Consider the following 16,161-nt stretch of genomic DNA (forward strand, 5'->3'; position numbering starts at 1 on the left):
TCATATTTCATCCAGTTAGAAACAAATTGTGAATAAAAGCTTGCCAATCAGCAAGCTTTCTTTATTCTTTCTAGTGGTATCTGTTACTTGGACTCAAACAGAAGTGAGCGATAGTCGTTTGGAGTAATCCCCTCAACCTTTTTAAACACTTTACGGAAATACTTATCGTCTTGATATCCAACCATATGGGCGATTTCATAAATTTTAAAGTCCTTGTTCTTTAACAAGGCTTTTGCTCGATTCATTCGAATTTTTACAATATAGTCCGAAATATTTTCCTTGAATTCTTGCTTGAATTTCCTCGAGATATACTCCCGGCTTAAGTAAAAGCGTTCAGCTATCTCCTGAAGCTTCACATCTCGATCAAAGTTAGCCTGAAGGTATTTTTCAATGTCGTAAATAATGTTGATGTTTTTTGGGATTGACCGTCGTTTTACTCTAGTTAAAAAGAGAGCAACCTCCCGCGTCTTCCTTGCAATATACTTCTCTAATTGAAAGGTACCGTTTTGGTCGAAAAATACATCAATGTATTCGGCAACATCATCTGTTGCAGGGGAGGGAAGTCCATATTTTTTAGTCCACGTATTACTGATAATTTGATATTCTTTTTCAAAATGGATAAGCTGTTTGAATGATAAAAAACCATCTTGCGTAAAATCTTTTGTAATGCGCTCAATGACTTCCTGAAATGCACTTATTTCGCCAGCTTGGACCGCCAATTCAATATCAGAAGAATACGCCATTAAACTTTTTACATCAGCATCAACTGGAAGCTTGTGTATATAGATTTTTTCTTCATTTGTACTCAAGATATTACTGTTTAATAAAAGCTGTTTGGCATGATGATAAGAATCAATCAATTTGGAGCTTTGATCTACTTGGTTTCCTAGAGCAATCGGACAAGACACAGAAAGTACGGTCTTTAAGGTCTGATAGATATGTACGAGCAATTCGTCTATTTGCGCAAATTTATCCCAAAATATAATAACCGCTTCACCTTTATTGGATAAGTAACGAAAACCAATGCCGCATTCATATTTTGTTACGATTTCATTAATGACATTCAAGATCGTAAAGTAGGTTAAATCGCGATCTCCTTGAAAGTTCGCGATGCTTTTGCCGCTGACTCTAACAAGAGCTGCCGTATAGTCCTGAGATAAATGAAATCCGAACTCTTCATACAGGTTGTCCTTAATTGTATCGTTGTTTATAAACTTAGTAAGCATTCGATCCCGATATATTGGCTTCATTTCATTGATCAATTGATGACTGCTTTGATGCTTCTTTCGCTCCGCCTCTTCCTTTTTCCATTCGATTACTGCATGTTCTAGCGTTTGATTTAAAATTTCTGGGTCAATGGGCTTCAAAATATAATCAAAGCTTCCAAAGTGAATGGCTTTTCTCATATAGTGATAGTCATCATATCCAGTTACAAAAATAGTCTTGCATGTTGGGTGCTGTTTCTTGATTCTCTCTAGCAGCTCAATGCCATCCATCTTTGGCATCTTCATATCTGAAAAAATGATATCCGGTTTATATGTTTGAATGAGAGAGAGTGCCTCTTCACCATTTGCAGCTTCGTAAATTTCATCAATGCCATACCGCTCCCAATCTCCTAGCAACCGTATCCCTTCTCGCACATGTTGTTCATCATCTACAACTAATACCTTCATGAGGAGTGCACCTCCTTGTTTAAGAGTTTTGGTAACTCAATTGTAACCGTAAATCCATTTGTTTCGTCGCTCGTAATCCTCATTTTTGCTTCGTGGCTATAGTAAATCTGTAATCGGTCATAGATATTTTTTAAACCAATAGACTCACCTTGCTTTGCGTCAGCAGGAAGCTGTTCAAGCAATTCTCGCTCTAGCCTTGTGACCTGCTCGTTATTCATTCCTTTTCCATTATCCGTTATATTGATATGAACGATTTCGTGCTCCTGTAATTGAGCTTCCAGACGAATAAAGGCTGTTTCTAGTTGCTGATCAAACCCGTGCTTGAAGCAATTTTCTACAATTGGCTGCAATATCATTTTCGGCACAAAAACATCTTCTAATTCTGGCTGTATATGCAGTTCATATAGAAGCTGCTCACCAAATCGCTGCTTTTGCAGAGCCAAGTAATCCTTCACATGCTGCACTTCTTGTTTGAGCGGCACAATATCGTCTTTCATGTTCAAGCTATATCTCATAATCTTCGCTAAAGAAGTTAACAAGGCGTATACTTGAACTGCTTTATGCTTTAAAGCTAACGTACCGATAGACTGAAGGGCATTATACAAAAAATGCGGATTAATTTGTGAATGCAATACCCGTAATTGTGAGCGTTTATTTTCAAGCTCCAATTTATACTCACGTTGAATCAAGTCATTAATCGTCGCAATCATTAATTTGAAATGCCTGCCTAGCATCCCAAATTCATCGTTTCCTAAGGAATCAAAATCAGCTTGAAATTCACCCTTTTCCACCTTTTTCATATTTGCGATCAATACTTTAATCGGTGAAGTGAACTTGAAGGAAATGAACATTGTAGCCAACACAACGATAACCAATGTAACAAGACCAATCAAAATATTAATAAAGGCTGTTTCTCTAGCGCTTTGATATAGGAGATTATAAGGGATTCTTTTTACAATGTACCATTCTTGAAATGGTGCGGAAAACCTCTCATACACAATCACACCAGAAAACTGCTTATCTTTCCATTCCAAGCTATGACTTGACAAAGGTGCCTTTTTCACATGCTGAAACCATGTTTGAGTATTTTCTGTTCCGATTAGCTTTTCCTCAGAGGAGTACATGATAACTCCATTTTCATTCATAATATAGAAATCTTCTGCTTCTTTTGTATATAAACGATCAGCAATCGCACTGAGCTGCGAAAGATTAATATCAATAGACAAAAAACCTAAGAAATCTTCAGCTGGAACGTTTTTAATTATATTATGAAAACTTATAACTTTTTTCTTTTCTGACTGTGGAATAGAAGATAAGTTATTATAGCTATAAATATCATGCGGCGGCTCAATGGCCGTATAATTCCGGTCTGTAATTAACTGGAAATAGTACGGATTCGAGAAGATATCCTCATTTCTCCCACGGCCGCTTACATGCCAATGGTAGTTGGTATACGAGTCCTTTCCTTCGTGGATATACAAATATAATTGTTCAATTTCTGGACGCGCACCATACAAGTATAAGAGTATCCTTTTTACCTCCTGCTCGTTTTTTTCTAAATCACTTGACACTCCGTCCTTTAAGGCATTCATAAGCGGACTATACGTATACATTGCTGATGTGATTCGTGAGATATCCGTCAGATAAGTTGTAATATCTTGTTTTCCACTTTCAATCACATCATGATTGGTTGAAACAAAGCGATCTTTAAGGGATTCCTTTGTATGATAGTACGTGATTGCAATAGCTGATCCAAAAGGAAGGACCGTTACAATCATTAGAAAAATAATAAGCTTTTTACGAATACTCCATCCCATACTACTGTAGTTAGTTTACGTTGTATAACACATGATACGAAACTAACCACTCCCCCTTCCTTAGTAAGTTTTTTAAACAATCTCCAGAATACATATGTTGTTTCATTGTAGCATAAACTGGAATGATATTTTTCATTAACAATAAACAGTTTGGTCATATTACACCTAACAAGAGAACAATTTTGTAGTGTGTTCAATATTTTACACCCTATCGGTCAATGTAAGCCGTTTCATTATTTTTGTGATCCTTTAAAATAAAGATATCGGAGGTGCAGTTTATGAATAATCAAAGTAAATTGGAAAACGTAAATGTGACAACCTTGAAGAACGAGAAGCATACTAAGGCTTCTGAGGCAGCTACCTTACACAAGCAAAGGAAGCTGAAAAAAGCAGGATTGTTCGCCTTATTTGTTGGACCAGCCTTTTTAGCTTTTGCCCTCATCGTATTGATTCCATTTTTTACAGGTATGTATTACGCCTTTACCGATTGGAATGGTGTAACAGGTAACATCAAGTGGGTCGGACTCGATAATTTTACGTATTTGTTTACAGAAGACAAGCAGTTCCAATCATCCTTTTGGCTCACGCTTCGCTATACAGTAGTAGCTATTATCTTAACGAATGGCGTTGGCTTTGGGCTTGCTTTGCTTGTGACAAGAATGCTAAAAACAAGAAACATACTGCGAACTGTCTTTTTCTTGCCGAACCTTATTGGCGGCTTGTTACTTGGATTCATTTGGCAGTTTATTTTTATCAAAGGCTTCGCATCCATTGGACAATTAACAGGTCTTTCTTTCTTCAAACTTTCATGGCTTGGAGATGAGAAAACAGCATTCTGGGGCATTGTTATTGTAAGTGTATGGCAAGGTGCGGGGTATATTATGTTAATCTACACAGCGGCTCTGCAAAACGTACCGCAGGAATTGCTTGAAGCAGCAAAAATCGATGGAGCAAACAAATGGCAGACATTGCGCCATATCACATTGCCAATGGTAGCTCCAGCTGTGACAGTATGTCTATTCTTAACGATTTCATCATCATTTAAAATCTTTGATGTGAACCTATCGTTGACAAACGGCGGGCCATTTAAATCAACAGAAATGTTAGCGCTTAATATTTATACAGAAGCATTTGTGAACAACCGCTATGGTCTTGGGGAAGCAAAGGCATTAGTGTTCTTCATCGTAGTAGCATTAATTACAATCATTCAGGTTACGTATACAAAACGGAAGGAGATTGAATCATAATGGAAAATAAGTATACTGGAAAATTATTCATTCTCGAAATCGCTGCCATTTTGATCGGTCTTGTGTTTCTTGTTCCGTTCTATTATGTGGTATCAAACTCTTTAAAATCATTCTCTGAGATTTTGATGAATACATCCGCTTTGCCATCCGTCTTGCAGTTTAAAAACTATATAAATGCGTTTCAGCAGATGGATTATCTAAAAGTGTTTATGAATTCACTGATGATTACAGTGGCAAGCAACATCCTGATTGTCGTGTTTTGTTCAATGGCAGCTTATATGCTTGTGAGAACAAAAAAGAAAATCAGCAATATCATCTTCATGACGTTTGTAGCGGCGATGGTAATTCCATTTCAATCGATTATGATTCCATTAGTCAAGGTGGCAGGGAATTTTGGCTTACTTAACAGCCTTTGGGGATTAATCTTTATGTATCTAGGATTCGGTTCCGGGATGGCAATCTTCTTATACCACGGCTTTATGAAAGGAATTCCTGTCGAGCTGGAAGAAGCGGCGATTATTGACGGCTGTTCACCGTTTGGCGTCTTTTGGAGAATTGTGTTCCCGCTGCTAAAACCGATTACCGTTACGATTGTGATCTTGAACAGCTTATGGATTTGGAATGACTTCTTACTGCCAATGCTTGTATTACAAGATCCAGAATTACGAACAATACCATTAGCGACGTTCTTCTTCTTCGGTCAATATACGAAGCAATGGGATTTAGCATTAGCGGCACTCGTGATTAGCATCATTCCGTTACTTATTTTCTTCTTCTCCATGCAGAAGCACATTATCAAAGGTATTACAAGTGGATCTATCAAATGATTCTAATATTAAACTAATTAATACCGTATGTTTCTTTATGCGAGAAAGAACAGCTGGTAGAGATAAATTAGCAAGATATCTAACAGGGGGTAAATAAACATGAAAAAGTTTCCATTGGCAGCAGGTGTATTATCATTATCTTTGCTTGTAGCAGCAGGTTGTTCTAACGATAAGACAACAGGGAAAAAAGCAGATACGGCTGGCAATAAAGACGGTAAGGTCGTTGTAGATATCTTCCAAGGAAAAGTTGAAATTGCGGACCAATTGAAAGCATTAACAGACAAATATACAAAAGAGCATCCAAATGTAACTTTTAATCTGCAAACAGTCGGCGGCGGTGCAGATGGTGCAGCGGCATTAAAGGCGAAGTTTGCTTCTGGAAGCGCACCAGATATTTTTACAATTGAAGGCTATCAATCCACGGTAACATGGAAGGACAAGCTAGAGGATTTATCAGATCAGCCGTGGGTGAAGGATGCGTATGAGAGCGCATTAAAGCCAACAACACTTGATGGGAAAATTTACGGACAGCCTGCTAACCTTGAAGGCTATGGCTTTGCTTATAATAAGGAATTGTTCAAAAAGGCCGGTATTACAGAATTACCAAAAACAATGACACAGTTAGAGGAAGCAGCGAAAAAGCTTAAAGCTGCCGGAATCACTCCATTCTCAGTAGGCTACGCGGAATGGTGGGTGCTAGGAAACCACGGCTTGAACATTGCTTTCGCAGCACAACCAGACCCGGATGCATTCGTGCAAGGATTAAATGCAGGAACATCCAAAATTGCTGGAAATGAGCAATTCCAAAAATACCTAGATCTATTAGACTTAACGGTGAAGTACGGCAATGCAAATCCGCTAACAACAGATTACAACACACAAGTAACACTCTTTGCGGGCGGCGAGGCTGCAATGATTCAACAAGGAAACTGGATTCAGCCAATGCTTGATAAGCTAAATCCAAATATGGAGGTAGGCTTTATTCCAATGCCTCTTAGCGATGATCCTGCAACTGCGGATAAATTAGCAGTTGATGTACCGAATAGCTGGGTTGTCTACAATGGAGCACCTGACGCAGATAAAAAAGCAGCAAAGGATTTCTTAAATTGGTTGGTATCATCTGACGAAGGAAAGAAAGCAATGGTTGAAGACTTCAAATACATCCCAGCCTTCAAAACAATTGAGGCAAAAGAATCTGATATTGGACCATTGGGTGCAGAGCTTGTGAAGTACTCTAAAGAAGGAAAAACGTTCTCTTGGCAGTTCGCGAAATATCCAGACGGTGCAGGTCAGCAATTCGGGGCAACTTTGCAAACATATGTTGGCAAAAAAGCATCTAAAGAAGATACTCTAAAAGCTCTTGACGCTACTTGGGCGAAATTAAAAAAATAATAATGAAGTGATGAAAGGACTGATCCAAAGGCATATTATATACGCCTTTGGATCAGTCCTTGTTTTGCGCTGTAAGAAAGCATAAATTTCCAGCTAGGAGCAAACTCGACGTAGTGGGAAATTTTAAGACTAAAGTGTAAGGGCAACTACGCCTCTGTCTTCGCCCAAAAACGGGGCTCGGCAATCGGCGAGTTTTCTTTATACTGTAGGAATGCATAAATTTCCAACTGGAAGTCCATTCGACGTAGCCGAAAATTTTAGGAATACAGTATAAGTGCAACTACACCTCTGTCTTCGCCCAAGGTCGGGGCTCGCCAATCGGTGAGTTTTCTTTATAATTAAGGAAAAATGGTTTACACTATACACGAAGAATGTACATAAGGGAGACAAGTCAATGAACATACAAGATCAGTGGGATGTAAAGTTTTTGGATGTTGTCCGTCAAAGTGAGCTAAAGCGTGGGGCGACGCAAGAGCAGCTGTTGTTTCCGGATAGTGAGGAAGTAGAGGAGCTCATGGATGACTATGGCTACGAGGCTGTTTTAGAGCGGGAACATGATGACGAGCTAGAGGATATATTAGGAGAGGAGCTGATGGAGCTCATGGAGCGCTCTGTTTTTTCAGCTGAACATCCAAGGCAGCAGCTCATTTCATTTATCAATGGTTTAGGCTTTCATCTTCTTGACTGGATTGTACTGCTGGAAACAGAATTTGGTGTAAGCAGCACAAAGTTCACAGGAGAGGCCACGAAGAAAATGGAAAAGCGGTTGTCTCACTTTCCATACATCGATAGAGAAACAAGCATTTTTGATGTTACGTTTGGGGAAGCAATAGAGCTGTTAGAGCGGGTAACGGACGGAGCAGTGAGGATTCGATAATGTTATACCGTAAGAGAGTATAAAGTTCCAGCTAGAAGTTGATTTGATGCAATGGGAATTTTGAAGAAGAAACTGGTGCAACTACGCTTCTATTTTCGCCAATCAGCAAGTGTTCTATATTTAGAAACAAAAAAACTCGTTATAGATGCATAACGAGTTTTTTTGTTTCTATTTGTAGCTGCTTGCTGAGAATCTGGTTAAGTCTTTCCACAAGTAATGTACACATCTCCAATCGCCTTGCTACCTCTTTCAATTCCACAACATTAGAGGTTTCAATCGGATGCATGCAGACATTGAATTTTTTAAAAGCTTTGCTGTATACAATCGTCACATAGTTATTCATAATGTCTGAGTTATTATGGAAGGTGAATTGTTTTGTTTTTTTGCAATACTCAACATCCTCAAAGCCGAAAGATTTCAACGCCTGTACAATTTGCATAATCGTCAGGTTTTTCATAATAATCCCTCTTTTTGAAGTTTTTTCTAGAACCTTGGTTCTTTCTTTATTGTAAGGTCCCTTGCGATAATACTCAAGGAATTGTGCCTGGTTTTTAGGTCCTTTTTATTAGATTGAAATATCGTAAAGGTATTGTAATAAATTTTAAGATTGTGCAACGAAGGAAAGGGACTATTTTTCAAACTTCATCATATACATACAGAAATGGAACAAGAAAAAGAGGTGAATTGCTTGGATTTTGACATTACAGGGCAAAAGGCCTATATGAAAAATGGTCCACATCGGGATCAGCTTGGAATGGTGAAACGGAATTTCGCAGGGAGCGGAACGGAATATACCCTCATCATCGGTGGAGAACTTTATGTGGACGTAGAGCTGCAAGACTTAGTGCTTGTGGACGTTGATTTTAAAGAATTTCATGATTGGTGTGAACGAAATGGATATATCTAAGGGGGACGGAGTATGTCCTCTTTAGCGCGTACCCGCAGCCATATAATGATATAACATACACAGGGCAGATGAAACGGACAAGCTTTGCATCTACGAGCTTGCGCTTTATTCCTACAACTTCTCGCTGTGTCGAATGGTCTTTCCGCTAAAAATTTCTATTTTCTGAAAACGAAAAAAGAGGCGACCCAGAGGAACCGCCGTTTTGCTATACTTTAAGGATAACTTTTCGGGGTGTTAGCCCACTCCAGAACTGAGCCCGCGCGTTCTTTTGCGTGGGTTTTTGCCTGTCTGGGCTAACTAGGGAACCCCAGCTTTTCTAATGACCTACGCTTGGAACGAGCAGAAACGTTGTGTAGTATGTAAAGCCGATGAAGAACACTGCTAAATATGCACCAAAAACATACATATACATGCGTTCCGACAATTTCAAATAACCTAAAAGGACGAAGAACCCAGTTTGACCAAAGAACAGTAGCGCTGTTTGCGGCATATCACCTAGATAAAACATGACAGCGAAAATTCCTGTCCAAAAGCCTAAAACGCGAAACATACGATCCATTCGTATCCCTCCCCTTCGGACAATTTGTGTCTCCATCTTTATTATAAAGGACTGTTCTCAGAATTGTAAACATTTACAAGAGTTTTGTTGGAAAAGAGCTGTGGCTTGATTGTTTCCAAAAATACATATAGAAATCATTTGTTTGTCCCACTGTAAGAAAGGATAAATTTCCAGCTAGAAGCGAATTCGACGTAGGCGGAAATTTTAGGAGTACAGGCCACTACGCCTCTGCCCTCGCCTGGGGGGCAGGGCTCGTCAATCAGCAAGTTTTCTTTAATATAGAAAAAGGACTTGGGCAGTTTCATCAGTCTATCCGATGTAGAGGAAAGACCTCGGAACCAGGGGGCAAAACGACCTTATGGTTCCGAGAGCTTGTCTCCTATTCCACTTCTCTTATCAACTAATATGAGCCTTATAATTGCAGGAGTTGCAGTCTGTAAGCATACTTTCTGTCCGAATGAGCTCTACAGTCGAAAATAAAACTTGAAAGATGCTTTGCATCATTGCATTGTGCATATTGCAAATCACCTGTGGGTGCTCTGTCAGCATTTCCTTAAATGGACAATTATAGACTTGATAAAATACCTTCGTTTCATCTTTACTTAATTCAAATTGAGGAGATAGCCCAGCTGTTGTTAGTGCTTCCTTGGCAATCTTGACTTTATCCTGTTTTGAGATCTCTTCGGCGGAAATGCCAAGCCGCTTTACGTGACGCATCATCAAGTCGCGACCAAACTGTTTTCCTGTTTCTAAGAGAGCCTGCTCACCGATGCTGCCTAGGTGAAGCAATGCGTCAAGGGCAATCTGAGATAGGAGCTTATAGTCACGAAACGGAAATTGCAGCTGAATAACATCGTCTGAGAGGCGGTATAAACGGCCCGGTCTGCCGCCCTTGCCTGTTTTTTGTGTTTCGGAAATAAGCATATTTACGTCTTCGAGCTTTGTTAAATGGAGACGGGCTACGTTAGGATGAATACTGAATTTATCTGCAATCTCCTGCACTGTTACCTGATTGTGTTTTTCAGAAATATATTGATAAATATATTATCTCGTTGGATCTGCTAATACGCTCGTAATCTTTAATGCCTGTTCCATTTTAGTCGCCACCTTTACTTGTATTGGAAGATAGTAACATTATAATATAGGCAATGTTGCATAATAACAGAATGGCAGTACTATTCATGAATTGTTCATATTCCTCTTAGAATATGTCCGAAATGTGAAAGGGAAAAGGCGAAATTAGCAGAAGGAAAAGACGTAAATCGCCATTTTTCTTTCCGCCTCTTCTATGGTATATAAAAGAGAGGAGGTGGTAGGTATGCAAAGTGTAGAACAATTTGCAGATAAAATTTTAAGGGAGGCCTATGAGCTAAAAGCATCGGATATTCATCTCGTCCCAACAAGAGAAGGAGCAGAACTCCGGATGCGAGTCGATAAGGATTTGGTTACGAAGTATAGAATTTCTAAGGATTTTTGTGAACGAGTGATTTCTCATTTTAAGTTTTTGGCGGCAATGGATATTGGTGAGAGAAGAAAGCCTCAAAACGGTTCACTTGAACTGCAAATGGAGTTTGGTGATATGCATTTGCGTATGTCAACCTTGCCCACCATTCAAAATGAAAGTCTTGTCATTCGAATTCATTTACAAACATCTGTACAGCCCCTTTCCGAATTGTCCCTCTTCCCGAGTTCCGCTAAAACGCTGCTTTCCTTCCTTTATCATTCTCATGGTCTTATTGTTTTTACAGGCCCAACAGGTTCAGGAAAAACGACCACGATGTATTCGTTGCTAGAGACAGCGAAAACATCATTTAATCGGAGCATTGTTACGCTGGAGGATCCGATTGAAAAGCGCAATGACGGTTTGCTGCAAATTCAAATTAACGAACGCGCCGGTATTACGTATGAAACGGGGTTAAAGGCCGTGCTGCGTCATGATCCTGACATTATTTTGGTAGGAGAAATTCGTGATGCACAAACAGCAAAGGTGGCAGTTCGTGCCAGTTTAACGGGCCATCTTGTGTTAACAACGCTTCACACAAAGGATGCAAAGGGAGCTGTGCTGCGATTGCTTGATTATGGAATTACTCTAGAAGAGATTGAACAGTCACTGCTTGCGGTTGCCGCGCAAAGGCTTGTCGAAATGAAATGTCCGTTTTGCCAAGGAAAATGCTTACCGCTTTGCAAAAAGCTGCGTCGTCTTCGGCGCCTTAGCGTATATGAGCTTTTGTATGGACAAGCTTTGCAGGAAGTCATTCGAGAGACAAGGGGCGAAGCAGCTTCGTATTACTACACAACGCTTCGGCAAGCGATGAACAAAGGATATGCGCTCGGATTTATCGGAGAAGAGGATGTTCTTGTATAAGCGAAATATGACAAGTTGGACGTTGCGGGAGCAGGTCACGTTGCTTCGTCATCTGGGCAATTTGCTTGAAAAGGGCTACTCACTTTGGCATGCACTCGAGTTTCTTCAATTATATGCGACAAAGGAAAAACAACAGCAGCTCCATCGAGCCGTTGAGCAGCTGAAAAATGGCGGCAGTTTGTACAGTGTATTTACAGACCTTAGATTCCATCGTGATATGCTGGCCTATTTGTTTTATGCAGAGCAGCACGGCGATATTGCCTTTGCTTTAAGGCAAGGAAGTATATTTCTAGAGCGTAAGGAAAGGCATTATCGAAAGCTGCTGCAAACGCTGCGTTATCCCATCTTTTTACTCTCCTTTTTAATCGGGATGCTTATCTTATTTAATACCGTGCTATTGCCTCAGTTCGCAAGCCTTCATGGCTCTGTCGCTTCTCAATCCTCTATGATGGTGGATACCATTTTACTGTTTATCCGCTTGCTCCCTTATATGTTTGGAATTGTCCTTTCCCTCGTTGGAATCGCTATTGTGTTGTACTATACGTACTTTCGAAAGCTGAACCCGGTCACGAAAATGAACTATCTTCTCTCGATCCCGATTCTCAAATCCTTTTGTTTATCGTTAAACTCTCATTATTTTGCTGTACAAATGAGCAGTTTGCTGCAAGGTGGATTGTCTGTATTGGAGGCATTTTTACTAATGGAGCAGCAGCGTCATCAGCCATTCTTTCAAAGTGAGGCTACCGCTATGAAGCGTTTGCTTGTTGGAGGTGATACACTTGAGCATATTTTACAGGAGCGCCCGTACTACGAGAGAGAGCTGTCCTATGTAGTGACGCATGGGCAGGTGGAAGGAGCTTTGGCAAACGAGCTGGCAGATTATAGCGAAATGGTTGTGGAGAAATTAGAAGCGCGTGTCAGTAAGCTTGTATTAATCATGCAGCCTCTGTTATTTTCTGTGATCGGCCTGATTGTTGTCTTGATGTATTTAGCTATTTTACTCCCTATGTTTCAAACGATGAGTTCTATGTAGGAGGAGAATTTATATGAAAAATGAAAACGGCTTTACCTTACTTGAAATGTTATTGGTGATGTTTATTATTTCTGTTTTATTGCTATTGATTGTGCCCAACATTGTTAATCAACGAAAGATGGTGGAAGGAAAAGGCTGTGATGCGTTGCTTCGGGCAGTGTCTGCACAGGTGCAGGCATATAAGTTGGAGCATGACAAAATACCGACTATGGAAGAATTAGAAACAGCTGGATACATTACTTCAAAAACATGCCCAAATGGAAAGATCATTCAGATTTCCGCAAACGATGGTTCGGTTAACGTACAATGAATCAACAGATTGTAAGGGGGGAGAATGGTTTTACCTTTCTAGAAACCTTGCTTGTTTTGCTCATCACATTGATCCTCATCTCGATTTCCTCCGTTACCTTGCTCCCGCTTTCCGCTAGCCGGAAAGCAGAGCAGTTTGTAGAACAGTTTCGTCAGGATATTGCGTTTATGCAGCAGGCTGCGATTAGTAATAATAGCCGCTATAGCTTACGTATGTATACGACAGACCATAAATATGTCATTACAAAGTCAGGGGAGGTTGGTATTGTACTGTCGAGAAGCTATGATCCTGCAATATCAATTGATATCCATACGATGCCTAATCCGCTTATCTATGGTCAAGACGGCAATATTAACAAGGCGGGCTCGATGTATGTTCAGCATCAAGAGGTTACATATCGCGTTGTGTTTCAGCTAGGAAGAGGGAGGATGTATTATCATGAGGAGTGAAGGAGGGTATCTTATGCTGGAAATGCTCGTATCACTTGCTGTTTTGCTGATGATTGCTGCATTTTTGCTGCCGCATAGCATTATCGTCATACAAGACAGAAAAAACATCCGCTTGGCTCAGGCTGCGCATATATTTTTGCGCGAACAGATTGTATCGTACCAATTTGATGCACATCCGCCGGCTTCGGCACTTCAAAATATAAATGGTACGAAGTATACAGCTATGTGGAACGAAATTGGGGATGCTTACAGTGTATGCGCAATTTGGAAGGATACCCGCAATAAGCCGCAAAGCAAGTGTTGCTATGTTGCGAAATAACACGCTCGGAGAACATGGCTTCACGTTGCTTGAAGTGATGTTTTGTATATGTTTGCTGTTAACGCTGCTTCTGGTCACACCGCGGCTGCAGCCTTTGTTTTTTGGATTGCCTAAGCAAGGAAGCTTTAATGAATTTGAATGGATTATTTTTATGCAGCAAGCACAAATGGAATATCGGGAGGCGGGAACGGTGCAGTTTATTGATAAAAAACTAATGATGAGGGATCCGAGCGGGCTTCTCGTTACTTATACGCTGGCCGGGGCACAGTTAATTCGAAAGGTAAATGGCAGTGGAAACGAAATTTTATTACAAAATGTAAAGACTGTGTTTTACAAGCAATCCTCAAACAAGCTTGTGATCCATATACAAGATCTAGATGGAAATATACATAAAGGGATTTTAACCCGTTTGTCCGTGTTGGAGGAAACATAGATGCGGAATGAACGAGGAGCAACTATGCCGGCTGTTCTTATCTTTACCTTTTTATTTCTTGCGTTATTTCTTCATCAGGTAAATCTGCTTCTACTAGAAAAGCGGTTCTATCATGAGACGGAGCAGTTTTTTCTACTGGAGAATATAATGACAAATGCAATCCGGGAATTCCAGCGCGATGTGCAGACAAGCGGCATCCCAGCTGCCTATGAGTACGAGGAAGGAACGGCACGTCTGGCGCAGTCCCTTTCTTCATCAGGTTTGCTGCAAGTTTCGATTCATTGCGTAACGAAGGAGGGAAGAGCATATAAAGCCAGTTTTCTCTATAACAAGAACAACAAACAGATAACAAATTGGATGGAGGAGCGGTAAAGAAAACTTACTGATTGGCAAGTAGTGCCCTTCGGCGAAGACAGAGGCGTAGTTGCACTTGCATTTTATTCCTAAAATTTCCTGATACGTCAAGGTCGCTCCTGTCCGGAGATTTATACCTTATTAAAGTATGAAAAAGCAAGCAGTAGTGATTAAACATGAAGAGAGCGGGCATACTAACCATTTAGAAACATACAGGTGGTGAGAGTATGTCGACTAACGATTATGTAAAGTTTGTGACGCAGCAATTTGTGTCGTATATGGATAGTCCAAAGCAGGAGCGAAAGCAAAAGCGGGAAGAGCGCCGCAATGTAAGGGATCCTTTTCTGGTTAGATGGTTTGGCATTTTGCCTCTTAGTCTTGCACTGCTGTATAAGGAATTACGGATGAAGCAGGAGAATAGGAAAAAGGATGCATAAGCGCCCGCTTTCATGGGCGTTTTTTCTTACCTTTACACTTTGTTTTTAAAATTTCCCGATACGTCGAATTCGCTTCTAGCTGAAAATGTATACTTTCTCTATAAAATATCTATCATTTCCAGAAAAGAATAGATAACCAAACTTACTCCTGCTAATCCCTACAAGCAATAAGCTAAAGGATATACTCCATATATTAAGAAAAACCCCAACAACATCCAATATATATGCAAAAATGTTCTTCTTTCCTCTCCAATTGGATTTTGTCACAGACGGAGAGAAGAAACTAAAACCAGTAACAGTGAGAACAATCCCAAGTAGCATCAATGAAGAGTAATAGCTCAAATACCTTCCTCATCAATATATACCACCGATAATGCAAATAAAGATATATAACGCATAATAATTGGTTATAAATGGTAATGTCACCATGATATATGATTAGATTGGAGTATTCATCATATGAAAATCATGTATTTAACTACTGAACTTATTATCGGATTTTTTTTGCTGTTTATAATCGTTAAGTTTGTCGGAAAGAAAATCATTAATCAAATTACGCCCTTTACTTTTATTGCCTCTATAGTGATGGGAGAATTATTAGGAAACGCAGTATACGACCATCAAATCGGTACTTTTTATGTTATTTACTCTATCACATTATGGGGCAGCTTACTTTTTATAGTCGAATATCTTGGCCAAAAATACTTAATGTTTCGTGGCATCTTTGAAGGAAAACCATCTGCTCTTATTAAAAATGGGATAGTCGATCGGGAAGAATTGAAAAAAAACCGGATGAATATCAATCAATTGCAAAGCTTGCTTAGGCAAAGTGAAACCTTTTCTATTCGAGAGGTTGCTTTTTATTATTTAGAAGCAAACGGCTCGATCAGTGTTTTGAAAAAGACAAAGTATCAAAGAACGACCCAAGAAGATTTTAATATGCCTGCAAAACCCGTTTATGTTCCTGTCACTCTTATACGTGACGGCAAGGTTTTATGGGATGAATTAAAAGATTTAAATTTTGACGAATCTTGGTTAAAAACACAACTGACATCTCAAGATATTTCTGATTACAAAAATGTGTTTGTAGCTGAATGGTTAGAAGGTGAGGGTCTTTTTGTACAGAAAAAGTAGTAATATATAATTTTTCGTTTATATGGAA

General features: G+C 39.7%; 19 protein-coding genes. 14 read left to right on the top strand and 5 right to left on the bottom strand.

The window, feature by feature from the left end:
- Positions 1-83 precede the first annotated feature (83 nt).
- Both AAHB12_RS00100 and AAHB12_RS00105 read right to left on the bottom strand, forming a co-directional pair.
- On the bottom strand, positions 84-1,673 hold the full coding sequence (locus tag AAHB12_RS00100; protein ID WP_342043922.1) for a response regulator transcription factor: 1,590 nt from the start codon (positions 1,671-1,673) through the stop codon (positions 84-86).
- Entirely contained in the window at positions 1,670-3,490 is a 1,821-nt protein-coding gene (locus AAHB12_RS00105; RefSeq protein ID WP_342043923.1) for a sensor histidine kinase, read from the bottom strand. Before AAHB12_RS00105 ends, AAHB12_RS00100 begins: the two co-directional genes overlap by 4 nt.
- Before the next feature lie 278 nt (positions 3,491-3,768).
- Between AAHB12_RS00105 and AAHB12_RS00110 the strand changes: the two genes are divergently transcribed.
- The 4 genes from AAHB12_RS00110 (at position 3,769) to AAHB12_RS00125 (ending at position 7,833) form a co-directional block, all read left to right on the top strand.
- A complete protein-coding gene (locus tag AAHB12_RS00110) occupies positions 3,769-4,737 on the top strand; it encodes a carbohydrate ABC transporter permease (RefSeq protein WP_342043924.1) in 969 nt (322 codons plus the stop codon).
- Positions 4,737-5,564, top strand: a complete 828-nt coding sequence (locus tag AAHB12_RS00115) for a carbohydrate ABC transporter permease (protein WP_129727218.1) — start codon at positions 4,737-4,739, stop codon at positions 5,562-5,564. Before AAHB12_RS00110 ends, AAHB12_RS00115 begins: the two co-directional genes overlap by 1 nt.
- 99 nt (positions 5,565-5,663) lie before the next feature.
- Positions 5,664-6,956 carry an ABC transporter substrate-binding protein gene (locus AAHB12_RS00120; RefSeq protein WP_342043925.1) on the top strand — a complete coding sequence of 431 codons (1,293 nt, stop codon included), beginning with the start codon at positions 5,664-5,666 and terminating at the stop codon, positions 6,954-6,956.
- Between the two features lie 394 nt (positions 6,957-7,350).
- Entirely contained in the window at positions 7,351-7,833 is a 483-nt protein-coding gene (locus tag AAHB12_RS00125) for a hypothetical protein (protein ID WP_342043926.1), read from the top strand.
- A 139-nt stretch (positions 7,834-7,972) separates the two neighbouring features.
- Here AAHB12_RS00125 and AAHB12_RS00130 read toward each other — a convergent pair whose 3' ends face one another.
- Positions 7,973-8,290: a hypothetical protein gene (locus AAHB12_RS00130; RefSeq protein WP_129727215.1), complete on the bottom strand. Its 318-nt coding sequence runs from the start codon at positions 8,288-8,290 to the stop codon at positions 7,973-7,975.
- A 231-nt stretch (positions 8,291-8,521) separates the two neighbouring features.
- On the opposite strand from AAHB12_RS00130, the gene AAHB12_RS00135 reads away from it, so the two are divergent.
- Positions 8,522-8,740, top strand: coding sequence for a DUF3912 family protein (locus AAHB12_RS00135; RefSeq protein WP_129727214.1), 219 nt, complete (start codon positions 8,522-8,524; stop codon positions 8,738-8,740).
- 316 nt (positions 8,741-9,056) lie between these two features.
- Here the strand turns inward: AAHB12_RS00135 and AAHB12_RS00140 are convergent, their stop codons facing one another.
- Complete coding sequence (locus AAHB12_RS00140; RefSeq protein ID WP_129727213.1) at positions 9,057-9,299, bottom strand: DUF2626 domain-containing protein; 243 nt, start codon at positions 9,297-9,299, stop codon at positions 9,057-9,059.
- Positions 9,300-9,695: 396 nt separating this feature from the next.
- A complete protein-coding gene (locus AAHB12_RS00145; RefSeq protein ID WP_342044038.1) occupies positions 9,696-10,340 on the bottom strand; it encodes a helix-turn-helix transcriptional regulator in 645 nt (214 codons plus the stop codon).
- Positions 10,341-10,617: 277 nt separating this feature from the next.
- Here AAHB12_RS00145 and comGA point away from each other — a divergent pair, with 277 nt between their 5' ends.
- The 9 genes from comGA to AAHB12_RS00190 all read left to right on the top strand — a co-directional run bounded on the left by comGA (position 10,618) and on the right by AAHB12_RS00190 (position 16,133).
- Positions 10,618-11,664, top strand: a complete 1,047-nt coding sequence (comGA, locus tag AAHB12_RS00150; RefSeq protein ID WP_342043927.1) for a competence type IV pilus ATPase ComGA — start codon at positions 10,618-10,620, stop codon at positions 11,662-11,664.
- Positions 11,651-12,697 carry a competence type IV pilus assembly protein ComGB gene (comGB, locus tag AAHB12_RS00155; RefSeq protein WP_205650890.1) on the top strand — a complete coding sequence of 349 codons (1,047 nt, stop codon included), beginning with the start codon at positions 11,651-11,653 and terminating at the stop codon, positions 12,695-12,697. Before comGA ends, comGB begins: the two co-directional genes overlap by 14 nt.
- Before the next feature lie 13 nt (positions 12,698-12,710).
- Complete coding sequence (comGC, locus tag AAHB12_RS00160) at positions 12,711-13,007, top strand: competence type IV pilus major pilin ComGC (protein ID WP_129727209.1); 297 nt, start codon at positions 12,711-12,713, stop codon at positions 13,005-13,007.
- Entirely contained in the window at positions 13,004-13,456 is a 453-nt protein-coding gene (gene comGD, locus AAHB12_RS00165; RefSeq protein WP_342043928.1) for a competence type IV pilus minor pilin ComGD, read from the top strand. Before comGC ends, comGD begins: the two co-directional genes overlap by 4 nt.
- Before the next feature lie 13 nt (positions 13,457-13,469).
- On the top strand, positions 13,470-13,775 hold the full coding sequence (locus AAHB12_RS00170) for a type II secretion system protein (RefSeq protein ID WP_342043929.1): 306 nt from the start codon (positions 13,470-13,472) through the stop codon (positions 13,773-13,775).
- Entirely contained in the window at positions 13,762-14,208 is a 447-nt protein-coding gene (gene comGF, locus AAHB12_RS00175) for a competence type IV pilus minor pilin ComGF (RefSeq protein ID WP_342043930.1), read from the top strand. The genes AAHB12_RS00170 and comGF overlap by 14 nt, the downstream gene beginning before the upstream one ends.
- Positions 14,209-14,580 carry a competence type IV pilus minor pilin ComGG gene (comGG, locus tag AAHB12_RS00180; RefSeq protein ID WP_342043931.1) on the top strand — a complete coding sequence of 124 codons (372 nt, stop codon included), beginning with the start codon at positions 14,209-14,211 and terminating at the stop codon, positions 14,578-14,580.
- A gap of 209 nt (positions 14,581-14,789) precedes the next feature.
- Entirely contained in the window at positions 14,790-14,999 is a 210-nt protein-coding gene (locus AAHB12_RS00185; protein WP_129727204.1) for a YqzE family protein, read from the top strand.
- 459 nt (positions 15,000-15,458) lie between these two features.
- Positions 15,459-16,133, top strand: coding sequence for a DUF421 domain-containing protein (locus AAHB12_RS00190; protein WP_342043932.1), 675 nt, complete (start codon positions 15,459-15,461; stop codon positions 16,131-16,133).
- Positions 16,134-16,161: the final 28 nt, after the last annotated feature.

It is taken from the genome of Bacillus sp. OTU530, from assembly GCF_038440375.1.